This is a genomic window from Flavobacterium endoglycinae, from assembly GCF_017352115.1.
GTDB classification, from domain to species: Bacteria; Bacteroidota; Bacteroidia; order Flavobacteriales; family Flavobacteriaceae; genus Flavobacterium; species Flavobacterium endoglycinae.
Genome location: NZ_CP071448.1, coordinates 571,789 through 592,126, shown reverse-complemented (window position 1 = coordinate 592,126; position 20,338 = coordinate 571,789). Strand labels below are relative to the sequence as shown.

The window sequence follows — 20,338 nt, the reverse complement described above, 5'->3', positions numbered from 1 at the left end:
TAGATAAGTTCAGTTTTTTATTCTCATGCATTTCAAATATATATGAAGTATTTCTAATCTCAGTATAGAACATTGTTTTATTTTTTAAGCAGATCTAAAAAAATATTCAGAACTATTATTGGCTCAAAAAAAAACAATATTACTCAATTGTCATCCCTGCATTTTTTGCTTCTTCTTTTTCTATAGCTTTCCATTTGTTATAATTAACTTCATCTTTTGCTTGTAAATATGCTGCCGCGACCATACCAGCTTGTACATAAGTTTGTATTTTATCACCACCATTTTTTGCAATTTCATATTGCTTTTCTGCATCTAAAGCAACCTGATTTTCTATTGTTTGCATATTAGTGGCGACTTGAGAATCTAATCCTCCTCCCAAAAAGTACCATATAATTCCAATAAAAACTAGAATTGAAATAATTGTTTTTGTTTTACCTGTGTTTTTTGTTGCTTCCATAAAAATCAAATTATTTGTTTGTCTTACTCTTAGGATTTTCAGTAGCTCCTCGTTTATTTATGTGGTTTCTGAACTCCACTATTAATGAGGTAAAGTTGATTTTTATTTTTTATAGTGTTTTACGGATTTCCATAATGAACAAAAAAAAAACGACTGAAATTATTTTCAGTCGTTTTTTATATGATGATTGGAAAAGATTTTACCCCAAGAAACCCTTCAACTCCTCATAAGTCCCAATCTTCACACTAACTTTCTCCTCATTAATAACACTTTCAATTTGTGGTGGAATTGGAATTGTAATTCCTAGCGCCGGTTCAACCACATCTAAGAATTTAATTGGGTGAGCGGTTTCTAAGAAAATACCAATGGCGTTCGGGTATTTTTCAAGCTCTTTTTTCAAACCTAAATAACCCACAGCGCCGTGAGGTTCAGCGATGTAACCGTCGGTGTTGTAAATTTGTTTCATGGCTTTTAGCGTTTCTTCGTCGGTGTAGCTGTACGAAGAGAAATCTTTTTCAAATGCCTTTAAATCATTATTGTATAATTCCTGAATTCTAATAAAGTTACTTGGGTTTCCAACGTCCATTGCGTTAGAAATGGTTGCTTTAGAAGGTTTTGGATCGTATTTTCCGTTTTCTAAGAATCTTGGTACGGTGTCGTTTACGTTTGTCGAAGCCACAAAATGCACAATTGGCAAACCTAATTTTTTTGCCATAATTCCGGCGCAGATATTCCCAAAGTTTCCGCTTGGACAAGAGAAAACCAATGGTTTGTTTTGGCTCTTCAACGCTTTGTAAGCAAAGAAGAAATAAAACATCTGTGGCAGCCAACGTGCAATATTGATAGAATTCGCCGAAGTCAGGTTTTTGTGCGCTAAAGTTTCGTCTAAAAACGCTTTTTTCACCATATCCTGACAATCATCAAAAACACCGTCAACTTCAAGCGCTTTAATGTTTTGTCCTAAAGTCGTCAATTGTTTTTCCTGAATATCGCTCACTTTTCCTGACGGATATAAAATGACAACATCAACGCCATCAACCCCAAGAAATCCACTTGCAACTGCGCCTCCTGTATCTCCAGAAGTCGCTACTAAGACGGTGTTTTTAGAATCTTTTTTGTCTTTATTAAAATAACCCAAACAACGTGACATAAATCGCGCTCCAACGTCTTTAAACGCCATTGTTGGTCCGTGGAATAATTCTAACGAATAGATTCCGTTTTCTACTTTCACGACAGGGAAATCAAAAACTAAAGTTTCAGCGATGATTTCTTTTAGTTTTTCTGCAGGTATTTCGTCGCCTACGAATTGTTTAATCGCTTCATACGCAATTTCTTCGTGGCTTAAACTTTCGATTTTATCAAAAAATGAAGGATCAAGCGGAGTAATGCTTTCTGGGAAATATAATCCTTTGTCACTCGCCAATCCTTGTATGACAGCTTCCTGAAAAGAAACTTTTGGGGCATTATGGTTTAAACTGTAGTATTTCATTATTTTAGATTTTTGATTTTAGATTTTAGATTTTTTGGGAAGTAAATTCCAATGCTAAAATTCCAAATTCTGATAGTTATGTTTATTTAACCGCAAAGAGCGCAAGGAATGGGTTTCTTTTGAAAAAGCAGAGAACGCAAAGCTTTGTGGTACTGTTTTTTATTTCAATTTATATTTTCATTGTGTGTCATTTTTGTCAGGCTGAGCGAAGTCGAAGCCCGCGCAAAGTATGAACGTTTAGTTTGTCATTTCGACTGAAAGGAGAAATCGCACTCGAAACTCTACAACAGTGCGTGGGCTTCGACGGAGTTTATCCTGAGAAACGAAGGGCTCAGCCTGACAAACGTAGCTTACAATTTTTAATTCTAAATTTTTAATTTTTAATTCTATTCAAGAATTCTCACGCCGTCTGGATTTATTTTCGAAACGTGAATTTCATACGGTAAATTCATTTTTTCGTAAACCTCGCTCATGGCTTTGGCGATTTGGTCTGCGGTTTCTTTTCCTCGGCTTAAAGCAAAAATCGACGGACCAGAACCTGAAATTCCAGAACCTAAAGCGCCGTTTTCGTAAGCCGTTTGTTTGATTTGGTCAAAACCTGGAATTAAAACACTTCTTAAAGGTTCTACAATTTCGTCATGAAGCGATCTTCCAATCAACTCGTAATCTTTGGTGTAAAGACCTGCTACAAGTCCGCCCACATTTCCCCATTGCATGATCGCGCTTTTTAGGGAAACGTTTTGTTTTAAAACCGAACGAGCGTCAGACGTTTTTAATTCAATCTGCGGATGAACCACTGTTGCGTACAATTCTTCTGGACTATCAATTCTGATAATATCCAACGGAGCATAACTTCTTACCAAAGTAAATCCGCCAAGAAGGGCAGGAGCAACGTTATCTGCATGTGCGTTACCGCTGGCTAATTTTTCGCCCTGCATCGCAAACTGAACCAAATCTTTACGAGAATAAGGTCTTCCTAATAGTTCGTTGATTCCGAAAACCGCTCCGGCAGAACTTGCCGCACTGCTTCCGATTCCGCTTCCCGCTTTTATGTTTTTATAAATTTCAATTTCGAATCCGAAATCCAATTCGTCTAAAGTCGCCAACATCGCCAAAGCTGCCACACCCGAAACGTTTTTCTCGGTTTCAAGAGGCAAATCAGCACCGACGATTTTAGTAATTCGAACTCCTTTTTGATCTGATTTTCGAACAATCATTTCATCACCCGCATTGTCTAAGCAAAGTCCCAAAACGTCAAATCCGCATGAGAGATTGGCGATAGTTGCTGGGCAAAATAGTTTTATTTCCATTCTTTTAAAGGTTCAAAGAAGCAAAGGCTCAGAGGTTCAGAGATTTTGCTTCTCAAAGTTTTTATTTTAAGATTAAAAGGTTAGAGTAAAGTGACAAAGAATAAGCCTTTGAACCTTTGTACCTCTGTGCCTTTGTAACTCACTAAATATTTCCAATTCTAATAACATCCGCAAAAATTCCTGAAGCGGTTACAGCTGCTCCAGCACCAGCTCCTTTGATCAATAATGGCTGATCTACATAACGATCTGTGTAGAAAAGCACGATATTATCTTTTCCTTCTAAGTTATAGAAAGGATGATCTTTCGGAATGAACTGAAGTCCTACACTTGCTTTTCCGTTTTCGAACTGCGCTACGTATTTCAATCTTGAATCTTTGGCTAAAGCTTCTTTGTAGATGTTCTCAAAATGCGAGGCATGTTTGATTAACGACGCAAAGAAATCATCGTTGTTGTCTGTAGCTAAACATTCAGCAGGCAGGAACGATTCGTTTGAAATGGCATCGATGTCCATTTCGTAACCGCTTTCGCGAATCAAAATCAGGATTTTTCGCGCTACGTCGATTCCGCTTAAGTCAATTTTCGGATCTGGTTCTGTGAAACCTTGAACTCCTGCTTCTTTTACCACATCGTGGAAAGAATTATTCTCATCAAAATTGTTGAAAATAAAGTTCAAACTTCCCGATAAAACCGCTTGTATTTTATGCACTTTATCGCCGGATGCAATCAGATTTTTTACAGTATCGATAATTGGTAATCCCGCACCAACATTCGTTTCAAACAAGAAAGGAGCATTGTATTGACGTGATAAGCTTTTTAATTTTTTATAATTGTCGTAAGCAGATGAACACGCAATTTTATTACAAGTTACAACCGCAATACTTTCTTTTAAGAATTTCTCATACATTTCAGAAACGCTTGCATTTGCTGTAATATCAACAAAAATGCTGTTTCTTAAATTCAGTTCTTTGGCACGAGCAATAAATTCAGTCGCAACGGCATGTTCTCCTTTTTCAAGAGTTGACTGCCAGTCTTTTAAAGAAATTCCATCTTCATCAAATACCATTTTTCTTGAATTTGATAAAGCAATAACGCGAACATTAATCTTTAAAACGTCTTTTAAGAATTTCTTCTGGTTGTGGATTTGTTCGATGAATTTCTCGCCCACATTTCCAACACCCATTACAAATAAATTCAGCTGTTTTGTGTTTTCTTCAAAGAAGTTTTCGTGTAATGTGTTCAACGCTTTTTTAACGTCTCTTTCGTTAATTACAGTCGAAATGTTTCTTTCAGAAGCACCTTGCGCGATGGCACGAATGTTTACGTTGTTTTTTCCTAAAGTGCTGAACATTCTTCCGCTTAAACCTTGGTGATTTTTCATATTTTCACCCACCAAAGCAATAATGCAAAGGTCTTTTTCTACATAACAAGGATCGATTTTGTTTTGTGAAATTTCAATTTCAAACGCTTTATTGATTGCTGCTTCGGCATTATCAGCATCCGAATTTAAAATTCCAATACAGATTGAATGCTCTGAAGAAGCTTGAGTAATAAAAATAACATTGATTTTTTCCTGAGATAATACTTCAAACAAACGTCTGGAAGAACCCGCAACTCCAATCATTCCTGGGCCTTCAAGCGTTAAAAGCGAAATATTATCGATATGGCTAATTCCTTTTACAACGGTATCTTTTGATAAAACAACATCAGAAATTAAAGTTCCTTCGGCTTCTGGCTCAAAAGTATTTTTGATTAAAATGGGAATGTTTTTTCTTAAGACCGGCTGAATTGTTGGCGGATATAAAACTTTCGCTCCAAAGTGCGACAATTCCATTGCTTCTTGATACGAGATATTCGCAATTGGCTGCGCTTGTTTTACAATTTTCGGATTTGCAGTAAACATTCCGTTTACGTCAGTCCAGATTTCTAGTTGTTCAGCATCAATTGCTCCGGCGATAATGGCTGCCGTGTAATCAGATCCGCCGCGTCCTAAAGTTGAAGTAATTCCGTCTAAAGTCTGCGCGATAAATCCAGGCAGAATATTGATTTTTGCTTTATTTTCAGCAAAGTATTCTTTTATTAATTGGTTTGAAATTTCGAAGTTTACCGCCGCTTTTCCGAAATTATTATCAGTTTTAATTAATTCGCGGCTGTCTTTGTAAACAGCATCTTTTTCAGTCTGTTGAAATGCCTGAGCGATGATAAATGAAGAAAGTAATTCTCCGAAACTTAAAATAGTATCGGCTGTTCTTGGAGATAACTCGCCCAGAAGGAAACATCCGTCTAATAAAGTTTCTAAATGATTGATGATTCTTTTTACATGGCTTAAAAGACTGCTTTGCTCGCTTACGGGAATTAATTCTTTTAAAGTGTCAAGGTGTTTTTTCTCGATTTCAGCAACTACTTCTCTAAAGCTTTCGTCGTTTGCTGCTGCTTTTGCTGCTGCTGACTGCAATAAATCGGTTACTTTGCTTAAAGCTGAAACTACTACAACTAATGGATCATTTCCTGCTTTTTGTTTTACAATTTCGAGAACGAGTTTTATATTTTGAGCATTGGCTACCGAAGTTCCGCCAAATTTTAATACTTTCATTTTTGATATTTTTATTTTCTTAGAATGCAATAGTTTTCATGTATCCATTACCTTTCTTCTTTTGCGAAAAAAGTATAGACAAACTGGATTATATGTAAAAATGTATACCCCTAAGGGGTAGTAGTTGTTGTAGTAGAAATTGTGGTAGCAGCAATTGCAACTCCTGTTTGAGTTGTAATAGTTGTAGATTGATATTTTATGCTGTTACTTTTCATTTTTGATTTTTCAAAAGTACAGCTTTTTGTAAAAGTTAAAAACTTAAAAAGCCTTTTTACGAATATTTTAATAATTCAAATCTCAATTATTCAATATTGAGTTTTTGTTAAAATTAAATATGTTAAGTTGCTGTTTTAATATATTTCAGATTATATAATGCATCGTTTTTATGAGACAAAGGTTTGATTTTAAAGAGAAAAATGATTTTTAAACTGTAAAAATCTGCATTTTTAGGATTGACAAATACATAATCCTTACGAATGACATGTGAAGAAATTTTAATTATTGTGATAAAATGTTGCTTTTTAATGTTGATTTGTTGAATTTTGACGTTTTAAATTTCAAATCATCATGAGAGAAGTCCATTATATAAGTACTGAAACCATTACTTTAGAAACATTACACGAAATTTTAAGCTTTAATAAAACGCTGGAATTATCAGAAGAAGCAAAAGTAAATGTTCAAAAGTGCCGTGATTATTTGGATAAAAAAATGGCATCGCATACAGCGCCAATTTATGGAATCAATACTGGTTTTGGCTCTCTTTACAGCGTGAAAATCTCTAATGAAAACTTATCGAAACTTCAGGAGAATTTAGTAAAATCTCATGCCTGCGGAACGGGAGAAGAAGTTCCTGCCGAGATTGTAAAAATGATGCTTTTGCTTAAAATACAATCTTTAAGCTACGGACATTCTGGTGTACAGTTAAAAACTCTAGAACGTTTAGTAGATTTCTATAATAACGATATTCTACCTGTAATATATACTCAAGGGTCGCTTGGGGCTTCTGGTGATTTAGCGCCTTTGGCTCATTTATCTTTACCATTAATAGGTGAGGGAGTGGTTCTTTTTGAAGGAAAAAAAATGGCTTCTGCCGAAGTTTTAAAACATTTTAATTGGGAACCAATTGTTTTACAGTCAAAAGAAGGTTTGGCTCTCTTAAACGGAACGCAGTTTATGAGTGCTTACGGAGCGCATATTTTAATAAAAGCCTATAAATATTCGTATTTAGCAGATTTAATTGGAACTATTTCTCTAGAAGGTTTTGATGGAAGAATTGAACCTTTTAATGAATTGATACATTATATACGTCCGCACAAAGGACAAATTGTAACGGCTCAAAGAATTACTGAATTCTTAGACGGAAGCGAAATTATTGCTCAGGAAAAGAAACACGTTCAAGATCCGTATTCTTTCCGTTGTATGCCTCAGGTTCATGGCGCTTCAAAAGATGCGATCGATTATGTTCGCAAAGTATTCAAAACAGAAATTAATTCAGTTACTGATAATCCAAATATCTTTATTGAAGCCGATCAGATTATTTCTGGAGGAAACTTCCATGGACAACCTTTAGCTCTAGCTTTAGATTTTCTGGCAATTGCTTTGGCAGAATTGGGAAGTATTTCTGAAAGAAGAACGTATCAGTTAATTTCTGGACTTCGAAATCTTCCAGCATTTTTGGTTGATAATCCGGGATTAAATTCAGGATTTATGATACCGCAGTATACCGCAGCAAGTATTGCCAGCCAGAATAAACAATTGGCAACTCCGGCAAGTATTGACAGTATTGTTTCAAGCAACGGTCAAGAAGATCATGTGAGTATGGGAGCAAATGGCGCTACAAAAGCCTTACGAATTTTAGATAATATAGAACGTATTTTAGCAATCGAATTGTTAAATGCTTCGCAGGCTATTGCGTATAGAGAACCTCTAAAATCAAGCGATTTCATCGAAATGTTTTTAAGCAGTTATAGAGAAGTTGTGCCTTTGGTAAAGGAAGACAGAATCTTACATAATGACATAGAAAACACCGTATTGTTCCTTAAGAGTTTTCAAATAGAAAACGATTTGTTAACAATGGCTTAACATTGTAAAGTATTAATGGAAGTAATTTTGCACTATCAAAAATATAAAAATGTCAATAAACAGTATTTTCCAATTTTTAGTGCCGAAAGACAAGAAATTCTTTCCACTTTTTGAAGAGGCTTCAAGCAATTTAATTGAGTTAGCTTCTAACTTACATGAAGCTGTAAACCTTCCATTAAAAGAAAGAGAAATTCTTTTTCAAAAGATTGACGAATTAGAACAAAAAGGAGAAGATATTACTCGTCAGACTAACCTTGAGTTAAGCAGAAACTTCATTACTCCATTTGATAGAGAGGATATTCATACATTAATTACTTCTATTGATAACGTTGCAGATTACCTTCACGGTGCTGCAAGCCGAATGAGATTGTATCAAGTTGATAAGATTACAAAATCGATCAGAAAGATGACAGAAATCAACCTTGAAGCTTGCCAAAATATCGACAGTGCTGTAAAAGAGTTGAGAAACTTAAAGAATTTTAAAATTATAAAAGATGCGTGTGCCAGAATTAACAAGCTGGAAAACAAATCTGATAACGTATATAACAAAGCAGTTTTTGAAATTTTTGAAAACGAAACAGATGCTAAAAATATTATTAAATATAAAGAAGTGTTATCTGTTTTAGAATCAGCAACAGATAAATGTAAGAGTGTTGCGAACATACTGGAATCTATTTCTGTAAAACATTCTTAATTCAATTTTTCAATCTGAAGTTATAATTTTATGACGATACTTATATTAATTATAGTATTAGCTTTAATTTTTGATTACATCAATGGTTTTCATGATGCAGCAAATGCTATTGCGACAGTGGTTGCCACAAAGGTCTTGACACCTTTTCAGGCGGTAGTCTGGGCAGCGTTTTTTAACTTCCTTGCTTATTGGGTTTTCGGATTTGGTGTAGCAGATACAGTTGCAAAAACTGCACATACGATGGAAATTAACCTAGTAGTAATTCTTGCCGGAGTTATAGCCGCAATCTGTTGGAACTTATTGACTTGGTGGTTAGGAATTCCTTCAAGTTCTTCACATACACTTATTGGAGGTTTTGCTGGAGCGGCTGTAGCACATGCTATTGCGGTTCATGGTTTCTCTGGTTATGTTGGAGAAGACGGGACAACGCACTATTGGTACGAAATCGTAAGCTGGTATAAAGCAGGAAAAGATGGAGCCATGCCTTCGGGAGTTTTGATTATTATTGCATTTATTGTTTTAGCACCATTATTGGGAGCATTAGCATCTTATTTAATTTCGATCTGGCTTTTAAATGCTTCTCGTAAAACAATTGGACCAAAAATCTTTACTGCAGTTTTAATGATAGCTACAATTGTGTTTGTATACTATCAAATGGTGCCTTATGATAAGATAGAAAAACCAAGATTTGATTCTCATTTCTGGAGTGTTGCTTTTGAAGCTCATAATATTAAATGGTTTTTAGTAGCCTTTATTATCTTGACAGTAAGCGGATTTTGTTTAATATTCAGCAGTTTAAATCTACATCAAGCTGATGCTGCTTTAAAGAAAATGCAGTTACTATCTTCTGCGGCATTTAGTTTAGGTCATGGAGGTAATGATTCTCAAAAAGTAATGGGTATCATTGCTGCTGCTGTAGCAGTGTATATTAATACAAATCCAGGAGTTCATATGGATGCTTGGCTGGATGTTGTGCTTCCAAATGATGATTTAGGTATAAAAGGAGTAATGCCAAGCTGGATTCCATTAGCTTGTTATTCTGCAATTGCAGCTGGAACTTTGAGTGGTGGATGGAAAATTGTGAAAACAATGGGTTCTAAAATCACAAAAGTAAGTTCGTTTGAAGGGGTTGCAGCAGAAACTGCAGGTGCTTTAACGCTTTATTTTACTGAACATTTAAAAATTCCAGTAAGTACCACGCATACAATTACAGGTTCTATTATTGGAGTTGGATTAACAAAACGTGTATCTGCCGTAAGATGGGGAGTTACTGTAAGTTTAATCTGGGCTTGGATCTTAACTATTCCTATTTCGGCTATTTTAGCAGGTTTAGTATACTTTGTTTTAAGTGTATTTATTTAGAAAATGATTTTTGCGGAATGTGAGATTAAGTCGCATTTATCAATATAAAAAAAGCTGGTTTCAATTTGAAATCAGCTTTTTTGTTTTTACGTTATAAATTGTCTTAAAATGAAACTTTAAAAACTTTTAGGGGATATTTTTAAAGTAAAATCAGAAGACCTTTGCAAAAAAAATAAACAATATTTTTTGGTTCAAAAGTTTAATTTAAAATAAAATACAGTGCAAGGATTTAATGGTTATTTAGCGGCGATAATTGCTGTAGCATTTACGAGTATTACTTTTTATTCATGTGATGGTAAACCTGATGATAAAAGAAAAGTTTATTTAAGAGAAGATCAAAAAAAGGTTACAGATGCTCCAGATCAAAAAGCAGATTCAATTTCGTATTTTCTTAAAGGATGTGTAATTAAAACCTTAACAGGGATTGAAACGGATAAACTTAAATATTATTCAAAAGAAAAAAACGATACCATTCTGATTATTGTTAAAGTTGAAGATATGAAAGGTATTGAAAAATCTTCTAGAAAAGAATTGTTATTTGCTGTTGAAGACTGTTTAAAAGCTGTAGATTATTTTAATACTAAGAAAATTTACATTGATGTGGAGGGGAAATACAATACATTATTAGTGAAGACACCTGTTGAATCTAATTTGTCTGGTAAATTTGCAGATAACAGATTGATACTGCCATTTTATGGGAAATCTGAAATTCCTAATAAGTAATAATAGAATCAAAAAGAAAAGACCTAATTCATTTAAATTTGGTCTTTTTTTGTGCCTTTTAATTAAAATTTTTGAAGGTTCTTGCGATTATGTCTGCGTTTATAATGGGTTTGTTTTAGTTTTTCCTGATCTTCAGAAATAATACTGATTGTTCCGTCGATTTCCAGCATGGCTAATTTTACGTTTTTGAAAAATTCTATACCATGTTCTCTCATGGCTTCTTTTAATTCTTCATCCGAAATATCAAGTTTGCTTAAAGCTTTAAAATCCAATTTTCCATCGTGAATAAGAATTTGTGGCTTGTCTAATAATAAATTCCCAACGATTTTGTATTTGTGAGTCAGCTTTTTGATGATATAATTGACAATAAATAAAACCAAAGCAGCAATTAAACCTCCTGACAAGCTCGTATCAGGACCAACCATAGCATTTTGAACAGCGTTGCTGATTAATAAAATTAGGATTACATCGGCAGTATTTAATTGGGAAAGTTCTTTTTTGCCAAATACACGTAATGCAATTGTCATGAAGAAATAAACAGCGATGCTTCTTAAAATAATATCAAGATAAGGAAAAACCATGTTTTTTTATTTTAAAGTTAAATAAAAAAGCTTTGTCAAAGTTTTAAACTTCGACAAAGCTGCTAAATTATTTAGGAGTAATGAAGTTTTAATGAACTTAATTACAATTTAAAATTCTTTTCAATTGCTTTAATCATTTCTCCAGCGACATCTTTATTGGTTGCGCCTTCAATTCCTTCTAAACCTGGAGAAGAGTTTACTTCTAACAATAAAGGTCCTTTTGAAGAGCGAATAATATCGACACCAGCCACTTTTAAATCCATTGCTTTTGCGGCTTTTATAGCGATCTTTTTTTCTTCAGGAGTTACTTTGATTACAGAAGCCGTTCCTCCGAGGTGAATGTTTGCTCTAAATTCGCCAGGCATGGCTTCGCGCTGAATTGCGGCTACAACTTTTCCATCGATAACAAAGCACCGAATATCTTTTCCGTTGGCTTCTTTAATAAATTCCTGAACTAAGATATTGGCATTTAAACTTTTGAAAGCATTAATAACACTTTCTGCAGCTTTTTTGGTTTCGGCTAAAACAACCCCTTTTCCTTGTGTTCCTTCTAATAATTTTACAATAAGGGGAGAACCGCCCACCATTTTGATTAAGTTGTCAGTATCAAGCGGAGAATTGGCAAAACCAGTGGTTGGAATATCAATTCCGCTGTTTAAAAGTAATTGTAATGAATATAATTTGTCTCGAGATTGTGTAATTGCGGAAGCAGAATTTAAACAGAATACCTTTAAAGCTTCGAATTGACGTGTTAAAGCACAGCCGTAAAAAGTAATACTCGGACGAATTCTTGGAATAATAGCATCGAATTGGTTTAGGATTTTCCCGCCTCTATAATGAATTTCAGGTTTCTTGGCGTCCAATTTCATATAACATTCCTTGATGTTTAGGAAATGCATTTCATGTCCGCGCATTTCGCCGGCTTCCATAATACGTTTGTTGCTGTACAATTCAGGATTACTGGCTAAAAGACCAATTCGTAAACCTGTAGTAGCTTTTTCTGAGTTTTGATATAATTCTTTTAAAGTTTCTGGAGAAGGCTGTCCAAGAAGATATTTTTGCTCTGGATCAACCAAGACCCTTCCGCTCATAGCTTCGCGTCCCAAAAGCATTCTGAAACCCATTGAGTCACGATTGGTCAAAGTCATTTCGATTGGCCATTTAGCGTCTCCAATTTTAAGATGCGTCTGGATTACATAACGATGTTCTCTAAAACCGCTTGAGCTTTTAACGATTCTTTTGTCAACCAAGGGCGCTTCGCAGTGAATAATAGTTTTAATATTATTCTGAATTGGATTAATATCGAATTTAACCCAATTGGCATCATTTTTTATAAAAGGAGCTATGTTTAATGCGTGCATTGCCGAAGTTTTAGCGCCAGAATCCACACGAGCCTTGATTGTTGGGATTCCTAGTTCTGGAAATGAGCACCATTCTTCGCTGCCTAAAATGACTTTGTTTTGAAGCATATTTTGTTTTTTTATTTATAGAATTAAATTCAAAAATAGCTATTTGCTTTTACTAAAGATAGTAAATTATTTAAAAAAAATGCCCGTTATGTTATGAAAACGTAACGGGCATGTTATTTATGTTATAATTTTTGACTAATTTATTGATTAGTCGGCTCTTCAGCTTTATGTATTTCTACCGATAATTCTTGTGAATCATCTTTTAAATCCATTCTGATTTCATCACCTGAATGTATTTTCGAAGTAATGATTTCTTCAGCTAATAAATCTTCGACATATTTCTGGATTGCTCTTTTTAAAGGTCTTGCTCCAAATTGCTTGTCGAAACCTTTTTCAGCAATAAATGCTTTCGCTTTATCAGTAAGGCTTAATTTATAACCTAGCTCAGCAATACGAGAATATAATTTTTTCAATTCGATTTCAATAATCAAATCAATATCAGCTTTTTCAAGAGCATTAAATACAATTACGTCATCAATTCTGTTTAAGAATTCAGGAGCAAAAGTTTTCTTCAAAGCGTTCTCGATGATGCTTTTTGAGTTTTCGTCTGCCTGAGCAGTTCTTGCTGCAGTTCCGAATCCAACACCTTGTCCGAAGTCTTTTAACTGACGAGCACCAACGTTAGATGTCATAATAATGATTGTATTTTTAAAGTCAATTTTACGACCTAAACTATCAGTCAAATATCCATCATCTAAAACTTGAAGCATCATATTGAATACGTCTGGGTGTGCTTTTTCGATCTCATCTAAAAGAACTACACAATATGGTTTTCTACGAACTTTCTCAGTCAATTGACCGCCTTCTTCGTATCCAACGTATCCTGGAGGCGCCCCCACTAAACGAGAGATTGCAAATTTCTCCATGTATTCGCTCATGTCGATACGAACTAAAGCATCTTCAGAATCAAATAATTCTTTAGCTAAAACTTTGGCTAACTGTGTTTTACCAACACCAGTTTGACCTAAGAAAATAAATGAACCAATTGGCTTATTCGGGTCTTTAAGTCCGGCTCTGTTACGCTGGATAGAGCGTGCAATTTTTAGAACTGCATCGTTTTGACCAATTACTTTATTTTGAATTAATTCTGGTAATTGAGCCAGTTTGTTGCTTTCTGTTTGTGCAATTCTGTTTACAGGAATTCCAGTCATCATCGAAACAACATCGGCTACATTGTCTTCTGTAACTTCAATACGGTTGTTTTTAGAATCTTCTTCCCATTGTTCTTGTGCTAGTGCAAGATCTTTTTCGATGCGTTTTTCGTCATCGCGAAGTTTGGCAGCTTCTTCATATTTTTGTTTTTTAACTACCATGTTCTTCATTTCGCGTACTTCTTCTAATTGACGCTCTAAATCCAAAATTTGTTTTGGAACATCAATATTAGTAATGTGAACACGAGATCCAGCTTCGTCAAGAGCATCAATTGCTTTGTCTGGTAAGAAACGCTCAGACATATAACGATCTGTAAGCTTAACGCAGGCTTCAATAGCTTCTGGTGTATAGGTTACATTATGATGATCTTCGTATTTATCTTTTACGTTATTTAAGATGGCAATTGTTTCTTCAACAGAAGTTGGTTCTACAATTACTTTTTGGAAACGTCTTTCAAGAGCACCGTCTTTTTCAATATATTGTCTGTACTCATCAAGAGTAGTAGCACCAATACATTGGATTTCACCTCTTGCTAATGCAGGTTTGAACATGTTTGAGGCATCAAGTGAACCTGTTGCTCCTCCAGCTCCAACAATAGTATGAATCTCATCGATGAAAAGAATAATATCGTCGTTTTTCTCAAGCTCGTTCATTACGGCTTTCATTCTTTCTTCAAATTGTCCTCTGTATTTAGTTCCGGCAACTAAGCTTGCTAAATCAAGAGTTACAACTCGTTTGTTGAAAAGAATACGCGATACTTTCTTTTGAATGATACGAAGCGCCAGTCCTTCTGCAATAGCAGATTTACCAACACCAGGCTCTCCAATAAGAAGCGGGTTGTTCTTTTTTCTTCTGCTTAAGATTTGAGAAACACGTTCGATTTCTTTCTCGCGTCCCACTACAGGATCCAGTTTTCCTTCTTCTGCCATTTCTGTTAAATCTCTCCCAAAATTATCTAAAACCGGAGTCTTAGATTTTTTGTTTGACTTATTGGCGGGATTATTAAAACTGCTTTCTTTTAAACTGTCATCTTGTCCTGAATCGTCGTTGTAAGACTCGTTTCTAGGTAAGTTTTCTAAGAATTCTTCTTCGTTTGGCGTCATATTTAAATATTGTTCTTTAGCTATGTCATAATCTATTTTAAGTTTATTCAATAGCTTGGTTGTGGGATCGTTTTCGTTTCGTAAGATACACAGTAGCAGATGGGCCGTACTTATCGACGAACTTTGAAATACTTTAGCTTCTAGAAAAGTGGTCTTCAGGGCTCTTTCGGCCTGTCGGGTAAGATGAAGGTTTTTCTTTTCAGTGTTTATTTCAACGCTGTGATTTGCTGGACTCAGTACTTCTACTTTCCTGCGTAAATGGTCTAAATCAACTGCCAGGTTATTAAGTATATGAATAGCTTTTCCGTTACCATCTCTTAAAATTCCCAGCATAAGATGTTCGGTACCAATAAAGTCGTGCCCTAAACGAAGCGCTTCTTCTTTACTGTACGTAATTACATCTTTTACTCTTGGTGAAAAATTATCATCCATAATATATAATTGGTAATGTAAATTTAATTATTTACTGATTGAAAAACAAAAATCATACCTATTGAGATCTGCTGTCAGCTAATTGACAAAAAAAATAACAATAAAAGCGTTAAAAAACGCTTAATTTATTAACTAAATGTAAAAATAAAGTTGTTAATAAATCATTGAAATTAGTGTAAGGAAATAGCTGAAAAAATTTCAAAAAACCGTATCTTGGCACGCTTTGAAACTAATATAATTATTTAATATAACAACTTATGTCTGAAGGAGAAAAGTTAATTCCTATTAACATAGAGGATGAAATGAAGTCAGCTTACATCGATTATTCGATGTCAGTAATTGTATCGAGAGCACTTCCTGATGTTAGAGATGGCTTGAAACCAGTGCATCGAAGAGTTCTTTACGGAATGTATGATTTAGGTGTAACATCAAGATCTGCCCACAAAAAGTCTGCGAGAATTGTAGGGGAGGTTCTGGGTAAGTACCACCCGCATGGAGATACTTCTGTATATGACGCAATGGTACGTATGGCGCAGGAATGGAGTATGCGTTATTTATTAGTTGATGGTCAGGGTAACTTTGGATCTGTCGATGGTGACAGTCCGGCAGCGATGCGTTATACTGAGGCTAGAATGCAGAGACTTTCTGAAGAAATTTTGTCTGATATTGAAAAAGAAACAGTAGATTTTCAATTAAACTTTGACGATACAATATATGAACCAAAGGTAATGCCTACTAGAGTACCAACTTTATTGGTAAATGGTGCTACAGGTATTGCGGTAGGTATGGCAACAAATATGCCTCCTCATAACTTAACGGAGGTTATTAATGGTACGTTAGCGTATCTTGATAATAATGATATTGAAGTTGACGAATTAATGGGCCACATTAAAGCACCTGATTTCCCAACTGGAGGTATTATATATGGTTATGAAGGTGTTCGTGAAGCTTTTAAAACTGGTAGAGGACGTATTGTAATGCGTGCAAAAGTAGGTTTTGAAGAAGTGGAAGGAAGAGAATGTATTATTGTTACCGAAATTCCATACCAAGTTAACAAAGCCGAAATGATTAAACGTACGGCTGATTTAGTTAACGACAAAAAGATTGAAGGTATTGCCAATATTCGAGACGAATCAGATAGAAATGGTATGCGTATCGTGTACATCCTGAAACGTGATGCAACACCAAACGTTGTTTTAAATACACTTTATAAGTTTACACAATTACAGTCTTCTTTCAGTGTAAATAATATTGCATTAGTAAATGGACGTCCGCAATTATTGAATTTAAAAGATTTAATTCATTATTTCGTAGAGCACCGTCATGATGTTGTAGTAAGAAGAACACAGTTCGAATTACGTAAAGCAGAAGAAAGAGCGCATATTTTAGAAGGTTTAATTATTGCTTCAGATAATATTGATGAAGTAATTGCTATTATTAGAGGTTCTAAAAATACTGAGGAAGCTCGTGAGAAATTAATCGAAAGATTTAAACTGTCAGATATTCAGGCTCGTGCAATTGTAGAAATGCGTCTTCGTCAGTTAACAGGACTGGAGCAAGATAAATTAAGAGCAGAGTATGAAGAATTAATGAAGTTAATCGAGCATTTAAAAGCATTATTAGCAGATGTTAATTTGAGAACTGACTTAATAAAAGAAGAACTTACAGAAATCCGTGAAAAATATGGTGATGCACGTCGCTCTCAAATCGAATATTCTGGAGGTGACGTAAGTATTGAAGATTTAATTGCAGATGAGAATGTGGTAATTACAATTTCTCATGCAGGTTATATTAAACGTACTAACTTATCTGAGTACAAAACTCAAAACAGAGGAGGAGTAGGACAGAAGAGTGCGGGAACAAGAGATCAGGATTTCTTAGAGCACATGTTCGTGGCAACCAACCACCAATACATGATGTTCTTTACTCAAAAAGGAAAATGTTTCTGGATGCGTGTTTATGAAATTCCGGAAGGAAGCAAAACCGCAAAAGGAAGAGCGATCCAAAACCTAGTCAATATTGAAAGTGATGATAAGGTAAAAGCTTTCATTTGTACACAAGACTTAAAAGACAAAGATTACATCAATACACATAACCTTGTAATGGTTACAAAACAGGGACAGGTGAAGAAAACCTCTTTAGAGAAATATTCTAAACCTCGTGCTAATGGAGTGGCAGCTATTACTATTAAAGAAGGTGATGAATTACTTGAAGCAAAATTAACGGATGGAGAAAGCCAAATTATCCTTGCGGTTAAATCTGGTAAATTGGTTCGTTTTGAAGAAACCAAAACACGTCCAATGGGAAGAACGGCTTCTGGAGTTCGCGGTATTACGTTAAAAGATGATACTGATGAAGTAATTGGTATGGTTACTGTAGCTAAAAATGATGTAAACGATTCTCAAATCTTAGTTGTAACGGAAAATGGATACGGAAAACGTACCAAATTAGTTGATGACGACGGTGAAGATGTGTACAGAATTACAAACCGTGGAGGTAAAGGGGTTAAAACTCTTAATATTACAGAGAAAACAGGAAAGTTAATTTCTATTAATGCCGTTACAGATTCTGATGACTTAATGATTATTAATAAATCAGGATTGACAATTAGAATGGCAATTGAGGATTTACGTGTTATGGGACGTGCTACTCAAGGGGTAAGATTGATTAACTTGAAAGGAAAAGATTCTATCGCTGCCGTTACAAAAGTAATGAAAGACGAAGCGGAAGAAGTGGTAGTTGATGAAGACGGAAACGTAATTGAATCAGCGATCGAAAGAGTAAAACCTGACTTAGAAGTTCTTGAAGATGAAGGATCAGCGGATGATGATGACGATGACGATTCTGAAGAAGAAGTAGAAGATGAGGATGACTCTGACGATGAAGAAGAATCTGAAGAATAAAACTTGAACTACAATTATTAAATTAAATATACAAATAGAACATTATGAAAAGTAGATATGTAATACTAGCATCAGCATTACTGATCTCTGCAGCTACATTTGCTCAAAAAGATCAAATTAAAAATGCAGAAAAAGCATTGAAAAGCGGAGATGCGCAAGGAGCACTTGCACAGCTAAAAGATGCTGAGCATTTAATAGTAAATGCTAAAGATGTTGAACAAGCTCAGTACTATTTTGTACAAGGTAATGCTTACTTAGACCTTGCAAACAAAAAAGTAGAAGAGAGTAAAAACTTATCTTCAGCTGCAGAGAGTTATAAAAAATTAATTGATGTTGAAAAAGCTTCTGGAAAACAGAAATATTCAACTCAGGCTGCTGCATCAATTACAAACATCAAAGGTTTGTTAATTAACTCTGCAATTGCTGATACTCAAGCTAACAAACATGCAGATGGAGCTAAAAAATTATACGAAGCGTATCAGTTAGATAAAAATGATACAATTAACTTGTATTATGCTGCTTCTACAGCTGTAAATGCTCAAGATTTTGATACTGCTCTTCCTATGTATGAAGAGTTGAAAAAATTAAACTATTCAGGAAAAGGAACTTTATATTTAGCTACAAACAAAGCTAACGGAAACGAAGATAACTTTGCTAATGCTAAAGAAAGAGATTTAGCTATTAAATTAGGAACTCACGAAAAACCTAAAACGGAAGCTATTCCTTCTAAAAGAGGTGAAATCTACAAAAACTTAGCCTTAATTTTAGTTCAAAAAGGTAAAATTGAAGATGCAAAAAAAGCAATCGCTGACGCTAGAAAAACAAACCCAGACGATTCTTCATTAATTTTAACTGAAGCAAATCTTTACTTAGAAACAAAAGATTTCGAGCAATATAAAAAATTAGTGGGTGAAGCTTTGCAAAAAGATCCAAACAATGCTGATCTTGTATTTAATTTAGGAGTATTAAGCGCTAATGCAAAAAACAATGCTGATGCTGAGAAATACTACCTAAAAGCAATCGAAATCAATCCAAACTATACTAATGCATATTTAAATCTTGCAGCGTTGAAATTAGAAGCTGAAAAACCAATCATCGATGAGATGAATAAATTAGGAACTTCTGCAAAAGACATGAAACGTTACGATGTTTTAAAAGCGCAAAGAGAAGATGTTTTCAAAGGAGTGATTCCTTACCTTAAAAAAGCAAATGAGTTAGACCCTAAAAACGAAGATGTTGCTAAAACATTATTAGGTGTTTACAAAGCTTTAGAAATGACTGCTGAAGCAAAAGCTTTAAAAGCGACAATGAACTAATCTAAAGTTTGATATAAAATAAAAAAACCATCAGCCACAAACTGATGGTTTTTTTATTCATAAATCTTTCATTAAACCAAAGATGCAGATAAAGTAATAGTTGTGTTTAAAAGTTTTGAAATAGGACAGATTTCTTTTGCTTTTGCTGCTGTTTTTTCAAATTCCTCTGGTGATATTGAAGGTACTTTTCCTTTTAAGTCTAAATGAATTAGGGTAATTGTACCGTCTTCAAAAGTTACGGTTGCTTCTGTAGTTAAATCATCTGCTGTAAATCCTGCTTCATTTAGTAAAAAGCTTAATTGCATTGTGAAACATCCAGAATGAGCTGCAGCAACCAATTCTTCAGGATTTGTTCCAACTCCGTCTGCAAATCTTGTTTTAAAAGATAATTGAGCGTTATCTAAAGTAGTACTTTGTGTGCTTATGGTTCCTTTTCCTTCCATTCCGGTTCCTTGCCAGTTGGCGTGTGCTTTTCTTGTAAATTTCATTTTCTTAGTGATTAAAAATTAATAGCTATATACTATATTGATTATCAATAAATAGTGGTTAATCAAATATAACGAATATTTTTTAGTATTAATTTACCAATTTGTTATTTGAAAGTAAATTCATAAAAAAAGATGTCATGAAACAATCATACATCTTTTAAAAATTGCAGCAAAAATAAAATTCCAA

The 20,338-nt window shown here is 34.5% G+C and carries 14 protein-coding genes; 6 read left to right on the top strand and 8 right to left on the bottom strand.

The window, feature by feature from the left end; genetic code table 11:
- Nucleotides 1–139 precede the first annotated feature (139 nt).
- The 4 genes from J0383_RS02515 to thrA form a co-directional block, all read right to left on the bottom strand.
- A complete protein-coding gene (locus tag J0383_RS02515; protein WP_207296877.1) occupies nt 140–457 on the bottom strand; it encodes a hypothetical protein in 318 nt (105 codons plus the stop codon).
- A 199-nt stretch (nt 458–656) separates the two neighbouring features.
- The gene (gene thrC / locus J0383_RS02510; RefSeq protein ID WP_207296876.1) at nt 657–1,946 is read right to left on the bottom strand and encodes a threonine synthase; all 1,290 of its coding nucleotides are present in this window, start codon (nt 1,944–1,946) and stop codon (nt 657–659) included.
- A gap of 386 nt (nt 1,947–2,332) precedes the next feature.
- A complete protein-coding gene (locus J0383_RS02505; protein WP_207296875.1) occupies nt 2,333–3,256 on the bottom strand; it encodes a homoserine kinase in 924 nt (307 codons plus the stop codon).
- 142 nt (nt 3,257–3,398) lie between these two features.
- Nucleotides 3,399–5,846: a bifunctional aspartate kinase/homoserine dehydrogenase I gene (thrA, locus tag J0383_RS02500; protein ID WP_207296874.1), complete on the bottom strand. Its 2,448-nt coding sequence runs from the start codon at nt 5,844–5,846 to the stop codon at nt 3,399–3,401.
- Between the two features lie 567 nt (nt 5,847–6,413).
- On the opposite strand from thrA, the gene hutH reads away from it, so the two are divergent.
- The 4 genes from hutH to J0383_RS02480 all read left to right on the top strand — a co-directional run bounded on the left by hutH (nt 6,414) and on the right by J0383_RS02480 (nt 10,707).
- Entirely contained in the window at nt 6,414–7,928 is a 1,515-nt protein-coding gene (gene hutH, locus J0383_RS02495; RefSeq protein ID WP_207296873.1) for a histidine ammonia-lyase, read from the top strand.
- A 49-nt stretch (nt 7,929–7,977) separates the two neighbouring features.
- A complete protein-coding gene (locus tag J0383_RS02490; protein ID WP_207296872.1) occupies nt 7,978–8,622 on the top strand; it encodes a DUF47 domain-containing protein in 645 nt (214 codons plus the stop codon).
- 30 nt (nt 8,623–8,652) lie between these two features.
- The gene (locus J0383_RS02485; protein ID WP_207296871.1) at nt 8,653–9,984 is read left to right on the top strand and encodes an inorganic phosphate transporter; all 1,332 of its coding nucleotides are present in this window, start codon (nt 8,653–8,655) and stop codon (nt 9,982–9,984) included.
- A gap of 219 nt (nt 9,985–10,203) precedes the next feature.
- On the top strand, nt 10,204–10,707 hold the full coding sequence (locus J0383_RS02480) for an RNA-binding protein (RefSeq protein ID WP_207296870.1): 504 nt from the start codon (nt 10,204–10,206) through the stop codon (nt 10,705–10,707).
- Between the two features lie 62 nt (nt 10,708–10,769).
- Here the strand turns inward: J0383_RS02480 and J0383_RS02475 are convergent, their stop codons facing one another.
- From J0383_RS02475 to J0383_RS02465, 3 genes are all read right to left on the bottom strand, one after another.
- Nucleotides 10,770–11,288, bottom strand: a complete 519-nt coding sequence (locus tag J0383_RS02475; protein WP_207296869.1) for a DUF421 domain-containing protein — start codon at nt 11,286–11,288, stop codon at nt 10,770–10,772.
- Between the two features lie 101 nt (nt 11,289–11,389).
- A complete protein-coding gene (gene rimK, locus J0383_RS02470; RefSeq protein ID WP_207296868.1) occupies nt 11,390–12,757 on the bottom strand; it encodes a 30S ribosomal protein S6--L-glutamate ligase in 1,368 nt (455 codons plus the stop codon).
- Between the two features lie 140 nt (nt 12,758–12,897).
- Nucleotides 12,898–15,444 (bottom strand): ATP-dependent Clp protease ATP-binding subunit, encoded by a 2,547-nt coding sequence (locus J0383_RS02465; RefSeq protein WP_207296867.1) that lies wholly within the window; start codon nt 15,442–15,444, stop codon nt 12,898–12,900.
- Between the two features lie 257 nt (nt 15,445–15,701).
- On the opposite strand from J0383_RS02465, the gene gyrA reads away from it, so the two are divergent.
- Both gyrA and J0383_RS02455 read left to right on the top strand, forming a co-directional pair.
- The gene (gyrA, locus tag J0383_RS02460) at nt 15,702–18,347 is read left to right on the top strand and encodes a DNA gyrase subunit A (RefSeq protein ID WP_207296866.1); all 2,646 of its coding nucleotides are present in this window, start codon (nt 15,702–15,704) and stop codon (nt 18,345–18,347) included.
- Between the two features lie 44 nt (nt 18,348–18,391).
- Nucleotides 18,392–19,663 (top strand): tetratricopeptide repeat protein, encoded by a 1,272-nt coding sequence (locus J0383_RS02455; RefSeq protein WP_207296865.1) that lies wholly within the window; start codon nt 18,392–18,394, stop codon nt 19,661–19,663.
- A 71-nt stretch (nt 19,664–19,734) separates the two neighbouring features.
- Here J0383_RS02455 and J0383_RS02450 read toward each other — a convergent pair whose 3' ends face one another.
- On the bottom strand, nt 19,735–20,151 hold the full coding sequence (locus J0383_RS02450) for an OsmC family protein (protein ID WP_207296864.1): 417 nt from the start codon (nt 20,149–20,151) through the stop codon (nt 19,735–19,737).
- Nucleotides 20,152–20,338: the final 187 nt, after the last annotated feature.

Excerpts from the sequence above, each read along its gene's own strand:
- J0383_RS02490 (WP_207296872.1), top strand. The coding sequence starts at position 7,978 with ATGTCAATAAACAGTATTTTCCAATTTTTAGTGCCGAAAGACAAGAAA.
- J0383_RS02455 (WP_207296865.1), top strand. The coding sequence starts at position 18,392 with ATGAAAAGTAGATATGTAATACTAGCATCAGCATTACTGATCTCTGCA.
- rimK (WP_207296868.1), bottom strand. The coding sequence starts at position 12,757 with ATGCTTCAAAACAAAGTCATTTTAGGCAGCGAAGAATGGTGCTCATTT.
- J0383_RS02485 (WP_207296871.1), top strand. The coding sequence starts at position 8,653 with ATGACGATACTTATATTAATTATAGTATTAGCTTTAATTTTTGATTAC.
- J0383_RS02450 (WP_207296864.1), bottom strand. The coding sequence starts at position 20,151 with ATGAAATTTACAAGAAAAGCACACGCCAACTGGCAAGGAACCGGAATG.
- hutH (WP_207296873.1), top strand. The coding sequence starts at position 6,414 with ATGAGAGAAGTCCATTATATAAGTACTGAAACCATTACTTTAGAAACA.
- J0383_RS02475 (WP_207296869.1), bottom strand. The coding sequence starts at position 11,288 with ATGGTTTTTCCTTATCTTGATATTATTTTAAGAAGCATCGCTGTTTAT.
- gyrA (WP_207296866.1), top strand. The coding sequence starts at position 15,702 with ATGTCTGAAGGAGAAAAGTTAATTCCTATTAACATAGAGGATGAAATG.
- J0383_RS02515 (WP_207296877.1), bottom strand. The coding sequence starts at position 457 with ATGGAAGCAACAAAAAACACAGGTAAAACAAAAACAATTATTTCAATT.
- thrA (WP_207296874.1), bottom strand. The coding sequence starts at position 5,846 with ATGAAAGTATTAAAATTTGGCGGAACTTCGGTAGCCAATGCTCAAAAT.
- J0383_RS02465 (WP_207296867.1), bottom strand. The coding sequence starts at position 15,444 with ATGGATGATAATTTTTCACCAAGAGTAAAAGATGTAATTACGTACAGT.
- J0383_RS02505 (WP_207296875.1), bottom strand. The coding sequence starts at position 3,256 with ATGGAAATAAAACTATTTTGCCCAGCAACTATCGCCAATCTCTCATGC.
- thrC (WP_207296876.1), bottom strand. The coding sequence starts at position 1,946 with ATGAAATACTACAGTTTAAACCATAATGCCCCAAAAGTTTCTTTTCAG.